Below are 10015 nucleotides of genomic sequence, written 5' to 3'. Positions count from 1 at the left end.
CGTAATGTGCGGCCTCGTGTCAGATTCTGAAAGTCGCGTGCTGACGCTCGTGCGTCCCGGGCCGGAGGCGGCCGTGCCGGTGGACCTGGCCACCGTCTCTGTCGAGACCGGGCTTGCGGACGTTGTCACGCTCCAGCGCCGCCGTCAGGCGCGCATTTCGGTGCGGGACGAGGAGAGCTTCTTCCTAGACACGCTGTCGGAGTACCAGTGGGCGAGGGACTCGGCCGGTTTGGCACCGGCGACGCTGGACGGCCTGATCAAGCCGGTGGTGGAGGTCTGCGAGTTCTACGGTACGGTGCCGTGGCAAATCACGTCCCGGGAGGTCGATCGATACTTCGCCGGACCCGGGAAGCGCGCACAGTCCACTCTGCGCAGCAAGATCAACAAGATCGACGCCTATTTCGCGTTCCTCGAACAGCGCTACGCTGGCGAGATCATGAGCCGCTTCGGCCATGCTGTCGAGTCGCCGATCGACCCGTTCAACCGGCCTCGCCACCGCGGCGATTTCGGCCTGCGGATCCCGCCGTCGCAGACGGCGCTGCGTGACTTCTTCGGCCGTTGGCGTGAGGACTTGCCGAACGCCCGGAAGTACCTGGTCGCCTGCCGCGACTACGTGATGACGAAGGTCGCGTATCTGTCCGGCGTTCGGGCGGCTGAGCTGTGCGGGGTGTGCATGGGCGACCTGCACTGGGAGCACGGCCAATGGGGGCGCTTCGTCGTGCTCGGCAAGGGTGCCCGCGGGTCGGGGCCCCGGCCGCGCGAGGCGTACATGTTCCAGGAGGGCCGCGCCCTGCTGTGGTGGTACATCGAGGAGATCCGCGGCGAGTTCGGCGACGACGTCGAGCATCCGAGGGCGCCGCTGTGGCCGTCGGAGCGCAAGCCGACAGCGGTGGCCGCGCTGAACCTGCCGATCGCACCGGCGATCGTCCCCTCGACTTTCCGCCGTGCCCTGCACAGCGCTGCGGCGAGCTATCTGACCGGGCCGGTCAGCGACCTGTTCCCCCACTTGTTGCGCCATGCCTGCGCGACCCACAACTACGAGCGTGGGATGACGTTGTGGGAGGTGCAGAAGGTTCTCGGACACGACTGGGCGACCACGACACTTCGGTACATGGCGACCGCGCACGCCGACCCGGAGCACGCGAACCTGGCGGCCAGCTCTCGGGCGGCCCAACGACTGGTGATGGACAAGGGGAACCTGCGGTGAAGTGGAATCTGCGGATGGTGGCAGCCCAACGGGACCTGTGGCGGCCGACCGAGGTGCTGGCCGCCTTCCAGCAGGTGGGGTTCAACCCCTCACTGAGCAAGGTCGCCGCGCTGTGGGGCGGCAAGCCGGTCACCGTGCGGCTCGACGACCTGGACCTGATGTGCGCAGCCTTGAACTGCACCGTCGCGGAGCTGCTCCAAGCCGAACCGCTCGCGGGCACCAAGCCCGCGGGGGAGGCGGGCGACGTGGCCGTGGGCGCGGAGACTCAACCGTCGGGGTCGGTGCGGCCGGTGCCACGCGGCCGTCGCAGTGGCGGACCACGCTCGCTGCCTCCGAGCTGAGGCCCCGGCATGGCGAAGGAGAATGGCAGCGCCCGCAGTTGCGAGATGTGCCTCAGCTGGTCTGTGCTGCGGTGGACCCGGACGTGCCAGGGCTGCAGGGCCTGGAAGCGAACGCACCCGGAGGTCGGGGTGTGCCCGCGGTGCCGACACGAGGCCCATCTGAACACCGATGGCCTGTGCAAGCCGTGTCTGCAGGCAATCCGCGCCGTCGATGACGCCGAGTGGGCCTTGCACGTTCCAGGATCCCGGCCGCGCGACCTGCAGCTCATCATCGGCGCGTGGCGCGACTACGCGACGCAGGCCCGGAAACTGGTCCGAAGCCCGGACGGTACTCGCCGCGTGAGTCAGGCATGGCGGCTCAAATCCACGCAGGAGCAGGCGCCCGCTGGGCAGGCAGCCGTACTGCTGCCGGGGCTGCGTGGCCAGCTCGCACTGTTCACCGCGCCGCGCACGCTGACCGATGCCACGGTGCGGGCAATCTTCGGACGGCCGTTGTCCGGCTGGGATCGTGCCCGTGGGGTCCTGGTGGAGATAGCGGCCGAGCACGGCATGAGCCAGGGCTGGTACTACCAGGTCGGCGAGATGGTCCGCCTCGCCCTGGCGGTCGGCGAAGCGGAGGGAACCGTCCGGCTGCCCGAGCCGGCGCTGCGGGACCTGCCCACGCACGGGGATGCGGTGCGGTTGGTCCTGCTGCGGGCCGGCCTGCTGGAACCGGCACCGGAGCCGATGCGGTTCTCCCGCAGGGACCTGCCCACCCTCACCCGCTACATCACCACCCCGGTACCGATTCCACCGCTTGCGCCGCGGCAGTGCCGTGACTGCCACTTCTGGATTCCCGCGGGCCGGCGGGCCGGATTCCGCTGCACCGCGTGTCGGCACTGGCGCGAGAAGCACCCGCGCGGCCGGTGCACACGATGCCGCCGCGAGGACCTACCGCTGCGGGCCGAACGCTGCCGCACCTGCCACCCGTACCGGCTCCTGGACCAGGCCCGGCCCGCCACATCGCAGGCCACGCAACTGGAGATCGTCCTTCCCACCGGCGCGCGCGGGCCGACCCTGCCGGTGCCGGTCGACGCCCCACCTGCCGCCGATCCGGAGCAGTCACCCGCCGGGCTGACATCCCGCGGTCAGGAAGCTCTCTTCACCCTCCGGCGTGACTGGTCGCCGGTGCTTGCCCGGCTCCGGGGCCTGCCACGGGCCGATCTACCGCTGACCGACACGGCGCGGCTGCTGGTGGAGGAATACGGCCAGATGCGCAGGGACCACCAGACGCCCGACTACCGCAAGAACATCCACACCCTCACCATCGTCATGTACTGGCTCGGCGCCGAGTCAGCCGTCTTCGAGCGCGATGTCCACGACCTGGCCCAGCTCGATCCGAACCTCGCGGCCAAGCCTGTCTGTCAATTCCTGCGAAGGCGCGGCCTGCTCGTCGACGACCCGGACTTCCACCGGGACGCCGACCTCGCCTGGATCGAGGCCTCCCTCGCCACGCTGCCGCGACCGGCTGCGAGCGAGGTCCGCGCCTGGGTGGACGTCCTGCGCAGCCAGGGACGCCGCGAAGGCGAGAACCGCAGCTGGGACGGCATCCGCCGCTACCTCACCCACCTCCAGCCAGTGCTCACCGCATGGACGGCCGCCGGGGTGACCACACTGCGGGAGATCACGTACCAGCAGGTCGAAAGCGCCTTGGAGAACCTCGCAGGGCACGCCCGCCGACAACTCACCATCGCTCTGCGCAGCCTGTTCCGGTCCTTGAAACGACAGCGAATCGTCTTCCGCGACCCCGCCCGGAACCTGCCCGTCGGCGACTTGAAAGGGGTTCCGCGCTCGGTGCCCAGCGACCTACTCGGCGGCCTTCTCAACCACGCCTCCTCCCCGCTCGGGGCCCTGACTGTCGCCCTGGCCGCCGTGCACGCGCTCTCCGGCCACGACATCCGCACGATCCTGACCGCCGATACGGACCTCGCTCGTGGCACCCTCGAAATCCGCCGCGGACTACTGCGACACACCCTCTACCTGGAGGAGTTCACCCACCGGCAGGCCGCCGAGTGGCTGGCCTACCGCCACCGCCGCTGGCCCGCCTGCGCGAACCCGCATCTCCTGGTCAGCCAGAAGACCGCGCTCGACCCCGACCGGCCGGCTATCAGCACCAACATGCTCCGCGCCGTCCTGCCCAAGGGCGTGACCCTGGACAGCCTGCGCCAAGACCGCATCCTCAACGAGGCGTTCGAGAGCGCCGACCCCCTCAAACTCATGCGCCTGTTCGGGATCACCGAGCGCACAGCCATGCGCTACGTCACCACGGCTTACCCCGAGCGCACCGCGAAGCTGCCCCGGTAACAACCTGCCCGAGCAACCGCGGGGCCGTAGCACGGGGAGCCGGAAGGGGTCTGAGACCGGCCGTGGATGGACTGGCAGCGTTGCGGCAGGCAGGTGGGGACACGCCGCCAGGCTCCCTATGTTCCTGATTCAAAACATCTTTCTCTAGTGTCAGGGGTGTGGCCGCACCAGTTTCCCGGGGCCCGCGCCCCGAGCGGGTGGTGACCTCCCGGGGCCGCTGCGTCCGCGCTGCCACCGAACCTGGAGGGTTTGCGATGAGGCTGGAGAGCAAGGTCGCCCTGATCACCGGTGGTTACGGCGGGATGGGCCGGGCCTCGGCGCGGCTGTTCGCCAAGGAGGGAGCGGCCGTCGTGGTCGCGGGCCGCAGTCGGGAGCGCGGCAGTGAGCTGGTCGCCGAGCTCACCGAGGGCGGAGCCAAGGCCCTGTTCGTGGAACTGGACATCACCGACCAGGATCAGTGGACGGCCGCAGTCGAGCAGGTCGAGGAGAAGTTCGGCGCGCTGCATGTGCTGATGAACATCGTGGGCTCGAACGACCTGGTGATGTTCCCGGAGATCGACATCGACGCATGGAACAAGCTCTTCGAGATCAATGTGACCGGCACCCTGCGGGGCATCCAGACGTGCGCTCCGCTGATCAAGGAGTCCGGTGGTGGCTCGATCGTCAACATCGGCTCGGTCGGCGGGATCACCGGCAACTTCTCCACCGCATACTCCGCCTCGAAGTGGGCGCTGGAGGGCCTGTCGCGCTCGGCGGCCTACCGCTACGCCGACTGGGGCATCCGCTGCAACGTGATCCAGCCCGGCTGGATCGAGACGGACCTGACCGCCGGGATGAACAGTAACCCGGTGATGAAGAAGATGCAGGAGCACACGATGAACACCACCGTGCTGCTGCGGCGCAGCGGCAAGGCCGAGGAGATCGCCAATACCGCGCTGTTCCTCGCGAGCAACGAGTCGTCCTACATCACCGGCACCGACATCATCGTCGACGGCGGCTGGTCCTCGGCCGCTGCCTACCTGGGCAACGAGCGCTCCCACCACCTGCTGGGCATGATCAAGAAGAAGGAGGAGATCCACGACTTCCTCGGGCGCTTCCACTGAGCACCCGGACCCGACCCGGGCGCCCGGAGGCACCCGGGCCGGACCGGCGGTTTTGCTGGCTCAGGGGATGAGGACGGTGCGGCCCTTGAGGGCGCCCCGGTCGGCCTCGGCGTGGACGTCGGGCAGCTCGGCCAGCGGGCGCCGGTCGGCGACCTCGATGCGCAGCGAGCCGGCGGCGGCGCGCTCCAGCAGGTCGGCCAGTTGTGCGGCGCCGCTGCGCACGGCCATCTGCACGATACGTACCCCGCGGCCGGGCTCGGTGGCCGGTGCGGTGGTGGCGGTGACGAACACGCCGTTGTCGGCGGTCAGCGCGGCGACGGCGTCGGTGTCCTCGGGGCTGGTCGGCGCGAGGTTGACCACGATGTCGAAGGGCCCGTTGGCGGCCTGGGCGACGGGGGTGGCGGTGTAGTCGATGAGGTGGTCGGCGCCGAAGGAGCGCACGCGCTCTGCGCTGCGGGCGCTGGCGGTGGCGGTGACCTCGGCGCCGGCCTGGTGCGCGAGCTGGACCGCGAAGCCGCCGACCGCGCCGCCGGCCCCGTTGACCAGCACCCGCTGACCGGAGGCGAGGCCGCCGTGCTCGAACAGGGCCTGCCAGGCGGTCAGTGCGACCGCGGGCAGCGCGGCGGCGTCCACCGCGTCCACGCCCGCCGGAAGTGCGGCCAGGACCTCGGCGGGCGCCAGGACGTACTCGGCCGAGGCGCCGGGGGCGTTCATCGGGAGGAACGCGACCACGGCCGCACCCACCTCCCAGCCGGTGACGCCGGAGCCGAGAGCCGCGACGGTGCCCGAGACCTCGACGCCGGGGATGTGGGGCAGCTCCAGCGGAATCATCTCGCGCAGGTAACCGGCGCGGAACGCCGCGTCGGCGGGGTTGAACGTCGTCGCGGTGACCTTGACCAGGACCTGGCCGGGGCCCGGCTGGGGGGCCGGCACCTCCTCCAGTACCAGCGCCGTGCTGTCGCCGTACTGGCTGTAGCGCACTGCCTTCATGGGCTGTCTCCGTTCCTCGACTGTCAGCGGCGGCACACCACCGCATTGCTTCCATTTCGAAACAACACACCCGACGCTAACATGGTTCCGAATCGAAACAAGCAACCGGAGGGGTGATGGCGCTCGACGCACGGCGCACCCAGGCGTACTTCGCGCTCCTGGAGACCGGCGGCCTGTTGCAACAGCTCATGGAAGAGCAGCTGCAGCGCGACGGGGGCCTGAGCTACCTGCAGTTCTTCCTGCTGGCCCGCCTGTCCGAGGCTCCGGGCGGCCGGATGCGGATGACCGACCTGGCCGACACCCTCCTGCACAGCCGCAGCGGCCTGAGCTACCAGGCCGCCAAACTGGAAAGCGCCGGCCTGCTGCGCCGCGAACCCTCGCAGGACGACCAGCGCTCGGTGACCGCCGTCCTCACCGGTCCGGGCCGGGAACTGCTGGACAAGGTCCTGCCGGGCCATGTCGCCCTGGTCGAGAACGGCATGTTCGACGCCCTGGACGACCACCAGGCCGACACACTGGCCGAAGCGCTGGGCGCGGTACGCGACCGCCTGCGCGCTCTTGCCCCCTCCTCCGCCGAACGCCGCCGGGCCCGCGACTGAAGGCGGCACGGCGCCCCGCGGCTCACGCGGGCGCTCTCCGCCGCGCGTTTCACGACGGCGGTAGCCCTCCGCAGGGTCGGGCGGGCAGCAGTGGGCCGGCGCTGCAGCGCGCAGCGGCGCACCCTGGCCTGCGTCAGCCGACCTGCCCGGTGAGGTACCGCTGGACGGCGGGGGCGACGAGGCCGACCAGTTCGGCCCGCTCCATCGCGGCGAGCGGTTCGGCCTTGACGACGTAGCGGGCGAGGGCGATCCCCATGAGGTGGGACACGGCCAGGGCCACACCCGCCGCGCGTGCCGGATCTGGCGCGGCCCCGAGGATCCGGTCCTGGAGTCGGGGTCCGAAGGAGGCGCGCAGGAGGTCCATCGCCTTGGGGCTGGTGACGGCGGAGCGCAGTATCGCGGCAAGGGTGGGCCCGGTGTCGGGCGCCTCCCACAGGGCGAAGTAGGTCTCGGTCAGGCGGACGCCCACGGTGTGGGGGTCTCCGCCCAGGGCGGCGGCGAGGCGGTCGGGGGCGGTGGTGCCCTCGGCGAGGGTGGCGGCGATCAGGCCGTTCTTGTCTCCGAAGAAGTGCCTGATCAGGCCCGTGTCCACGCCGGCCTGCCCCGCGATGGCCCGCAGAGACGCCCCGGTGTAGTCGTACTGCGCGAACAGGTCGCGGGCGGCGTCGAGGATGGCCTGCCGGGTCCCGGAGTCCCCGGTCCGCCGACCGCTCGGCCGCTTCCTGGGCGTGCTCTGCCCGTCGGTCTCGGTCACCGTGCAAGGATATCCACTCACGTTGACTTCCACATCTGTGGAGTTCTACGGTCGTGGAAATATTCGTGCCGGTGAAGGAACAGCGATGGCCTCTCAGGATGCGGTGATCGACGTCGAGGGACTGGACAAGTCCTTCGGCAAGTACCGGGCGTTGAAGGGCCTGGATCTGCGCGTGGAACGGGGGGAGGTGCACGGCTTCCTCGGCCCCAACGGCGCGGGCAAGTCGACCACCATCCGGGTCCTGCTCGGCCTGCTCCATGCCGACGCCGGATCGGTCCGCCGCTCGGCGGCGCCCGTGGAAGGACGTCACCGACCTGCACCGCCGCCTGGCCTACGTACCCGGGGACGTGTCGCTGTGGCCGGGAATGACCGGCGGGGAGGCGATCGACCTGCTGGGATCGCTGCGCGGCGGGATCGACGAGAAGCGCCGCGCGGAGCTGGTCAACCGGTTCGAGCTGGACCCGCGCAAGAAGGGCCGGCAGTACTCCAAGGGCAACCGGCAGAAGGTCGCCATCGTGGCCGCGCTGGCCAGCGACGTCGAGCTGCTGGTGCTGGACGAGCCCACGAGCGGCCTGGACCCCCTGATGGAGGCGGTCTTCCAGGAAGTGGTCGGGGAGGCGAAGAAGCGCGGGGGGACGGTGCTGCTCTCCAGCCACATCCTGTCCGAGGTCGAGGCGCTCGCCGACCGCATCAGCATCATCCGCGACGGCAAGGTGGTGGAGACCGGCACGCTGGACCAACTGCGCGGCCACGCCCGCACCGGCATCCACGCCGTCCTGGAACGCCTGCCCGACGCCCCGGACCCTGCCGCGGCCCTCGCGGAAGGCGGAGCGCTGCGGGACGTACGCCTGGACGGCCGCAAGCTCACCGCCGGACGTGGACTCCGCCCGCCTCACCGAGGCGATGAACGCTCTCGCCCCCTACGGCTTCGCCTCGCTGACCGTCGCACCGCCGTCGCTGGAGAGCCTGTTCCTGAGCCACTACGACAACGACGAGACCGTGCGGGGCAACCGATGAGTCACACCCTCACCGGCCCCCGCTCCGCCGCCCGCGGGTCGGGCCTGACCGGCACCCGGCCGCTGCTGCACGCCTCGCTGAGGCAGGAGGCCCGCTCCTTCGCCCCGTGGATCGCCGCCGTCACCGCGCTGTCTGCGTCCTCGGTCCTGGCGTACGCGTTCATCTTCCCCGACGCCTCCGACCGCAAGTCGCTGGCGGCGGCAGTGGGCGGAAACCCGGCCCTCAGCCTGATCTTCGGCCCGGCCCGCGACCTGTCCAGCACCGACGGCTTCAACACCTGGCGCTCCCTGGCGCTCGGCGGCTTCATCACCGCCCTGATGGCGATCTTCGCCGTCATCAGGGCCAGCCGTGCCCAGGAAGACTCCGGGCAGGCCGAACTCCTCGCCTCCGGTGTGATGGGACGCTCCACCCGCCTCGCCGTCGCTGTCGCCCAGGCATCCCTCGCCTCGCTCGCCGTCGGAGTCGTCTCCGCGGTGGTGACCGGGCTCTGCGGCGCCGGGTGGGCGGACACGGTGCTGCTGTCGGCGACGTTCACAGTCACCGGCCTGATGTTCGCCGCCGTCGCGGCGGTCACCGCGCAGCTCGGCTCCGACGCCCGCACCGCCTCCACCCTCGCCGTCGCCGTACTGGGCTGCCTGTTCGTCCTGCGCGGCTACCTCGACAGCATGGACTTCGGTGACTGGGTCTCCTGGACCACCCCGCTGGGCTGGATGGAACGCACCCAGCCCGCCACCGGCAACACCTGGTGGCCCCTGCTGCCAGGGCTCGCCCTGGCAGCCCTCCTGCTCCTGGCCGCATTCGCCCTCCAGGCCCGCAGGGACTTCGGCCAGGGCGCACTCGCCCCGCGCCCGGGACCCGAGCGCGGGGCCGTGCGCTCGCCCCTCGCCCTGGCCTGGCGCCTCAACCGCGGCCCCGTACTGTCGTGGACCGTCGCGTTCGTCCTGCTCGGCGTCGTCTTCGGCAACTTCTCCACCTCCGTCACCGGCCTCCTCACCGACAATCCCGCCGCCGCCGCCGTCCTCGCCTCCGGAGCGACCAGCCCGGACGCCCTCGTGGCCTCCTTTCTGGTCACCATCTTGTCCCTGGTCGGGATCATCGCCGCGATCAGCGGCGTCCAGACCATGCTCAAGGTCCGCAGCGAGGAGATGGAGGACCGCGTCGAGCCCGTCATGGCCGCAGCCGTGCGCCGCCCCTCCTACCTCGGCGCGCACACCCTGGTCGCGTTGGCCGGTCCCACCGCTGGCGTCCTGGTCGCCGGCGTCGTCACCGCCCTGATCGCCGGGACCGCGGACATCGGAGTCGGCATCGGCGACGTCCTCCTCCAGACCGTCGCCACCGTCCCCGCCGTCTGGACCGCAACCGCCGTCTCCGTCGCGGTCATCGGCGCCCGCCCCCAGGTCAAGCTATCCGCCTGGATCGGCGTCCTGGCCTCCTTCGCCCTCACCCTCCTCGGCCCCACCTTCAAACTCCCCGACTGGGCCCTCAGCATCAGCCCCTTCCACCACATCCCGCACGTCACCGCCGCACATCCCGACTGGTGGGGACTGCTGTGGATCACCCTCGTCACGGCGGCGTTCCTCGCCATCGGCCTGGCGGGATTCCGCCGCCGCGACCTCGCCCGCTGACCCCGTTCCGCCCGGGCCGGCCCGCGGCCACCACCA

The 10015-nt window shown here is 70.9% G+C and carries 8 protein-coding genes and 1 pseudogene; 7 read left to right on the top strand and 2 right to left on the bottom strand.

Annotated elements, in window-relative coordinates:
- Positions 1-79 precede the first annotated feature (79 nt).
- The 4 genes from ACQPW6_RS06185 to ACQPW6_RS06170 all read left to right on the top strand — a co-directional run bounded on the left by ACQPW6_RS06185 (position 80) and on the right by ACQPW6_RS06170 (position 4994).
- The gene (locus ACQPW6_RS06185) at positions 80-1207 is read left to right on the top strand and encodes a tyrosine-type recombinase/integrase (protein WP_433894440.1); all 1128 of its coding nucleotides are present in this window, start codon (positions 80-82) and stop codon (positions 1205-1207) included.
- A complete protein-coding gene (locus tag ACQPW6_RS06180; protein ID WP_433888520.1) occupies positions 1204-1548 on the top strand; it encodes a helix-turn-helix domain-containing protein in 345 nt (114 codons plus the stop codon). The genes ACQPW6_RS06185 and ACQPW6_RS06180 overlap by 4 nt, the downstream gene beginning before the upstream one ends.
- Before the next feature lie 9 nt (positions 1549-1557).
- Positions 1558-3891, top strand: a complete 2334-nt coding sequence (locus ACQPW6_RS06175; protein WP_433888519.1) for a hypothetical protein — start codon at positions 1558-1560, stop codon at positions 3889-3891.
- A gap of 254 nt (positions 3892-4145) precedes the next feature.
- The gene (locus ACQPW6_RS06170; RefSeq protein WP_433888518.1) at positions 4146-4994 is read left to right on the top strand and encodes an SDR family NAD(P)-dependent oxidoreductase; all 849 of its coding nucleotides are present in this window, start codon (positions 4146-4148) and stop codon (positions 4992-4994) included.
- A gap of 60 nt (positions 4995-5054) precedes the next feature.
- Here ACQPW6_RS06170 and ACQPW6_RS06165 read toward each other — a convergent pair whose 3' ends face one another.
- A complete protein-coding gene (locus tag ACQPW6_RS06165; protein WP_433888517.1) occupies positions 5055-5984 on the bottom strand; it encodes an NADP-dependent oxidoreductase in 930 nt (309 codons plus the stop codon).
- Between the two features lie 116 nt (positions 5985-6100).
- Between ACQPW6_RS06165 and ACQPW6_RS06160 the strand changes: the two genes are divergently transcribed.
- The gene (locus ACQPW6_RS06160) at positions 6101-6583 is read left to right on the top strand and encodes a MarR family winged helix-turn-helix transcriptional regulator (RefSeq protein WP_433888516.1); all 483 of its coding nucleotides are present in this window, start codon (positions 6101-6103) and stop codon (positions 6581-6583) included.
- A 133-nt stretch (positions 6584-6716) separates the two neighbouring features.
- Here the strand turns inward: ACQPW6_RS06160 and ACQPW6_RS06155 are convergent, their stop codons facing one another.
- Positions 6717-7337, bottom strand: coding sequence for a TetR family transcriptional regulator (locus ACQPW6_RS06155; protein ID WP_433888515.1), 621 nt, complete (start codon positions 7335-7337; stop codon positions 6717-6719).
- An 85-nt stretch (positions 7338-7422) separates the two neighbouring features.
- On the opposite strand from ACQPW6_RS06155, the pseudogene ACQPW6_RS06150 reads away from it, so the two are divergent.
- Together ACQPW6_RS06150 and ACQPW6_RS06145 are read left to right on the top strand one after the other, a co-directional pair.
- Positions 7423-8354, top strand: a pseudogene (locus ACQPW6_RS06150) (ABC transporter ATP-binding protein).
- Positions 8351-9979, top strand: a complete 1629-nt coding sequence (locus ACQPW6_RS06145) for an ABC transporter permease (protein ID WP_433888514.1) — start codon at positions 8351-8353, stop codon at positions 9977-9979. The pseudogene ACQPW6_RS06150 and the gene ACQPW6_RS06145 overlap by 4 nt, the downstream one beginning before the upstream one ends.
- Positions 9980-10015: the final 36 nt, after the last annotated feature.

It is taken from the genome of Streptomyces sp. CA-111067, from assembly GCF_050956065.1.
Classification (GTDB): Bacteria; Actinomycetota; Actinomycetes; order Streptomycetales; family Streptomycetaceae; genus Actinacidiphila.
The sequence above is the reverse complement of the archived record's forward strand: the minus strand, read 5'-3'. Positions and strand labels throughout refer to the sequence as shown.

Excerpts from the sequence above, each read along its gene's own strand:
- ACQPW6_RS06175 (WP_433888519.1), top strand. The coding sequence starts at position 1,558 with ATGGCGAAGGAGAATGGCAGCGCCCGCAGTTGCGAGATGTGCCTCAGC.
- ACQPW6_RS06170 (WP_433888518.1), top strand. The coding sequence starts at position 4,146 with ATGAGGCTGGAGAGCAAGGTCGCCCTGATCACCGGTGGTTACGGCGGG.
- ACQPW6_RS06165 (WP_433888517.1), bottom strand. The coding sequence starts at position 5,984 with ATGAAGGCAGTGCGCTACAGCCAGTACGGCGACAGCACGGCGCTGGTA.
- ACQPW6_RS06160 (WP_433888516.1), top strand. The coding sequence starts at position 6,101 with ATGGCGCTCGACGCACGGCGCACCCAGGCGTACTTCGCGCTCCTGGAG.
- ACQPW6_RS06145 (WP_433888514.1), top strand. The coding sequence starts at position 8,351 with ATGAGTCACACCCTCACCGGCCCCCGCTCCGCCGCCCGCGGGTCGGGC.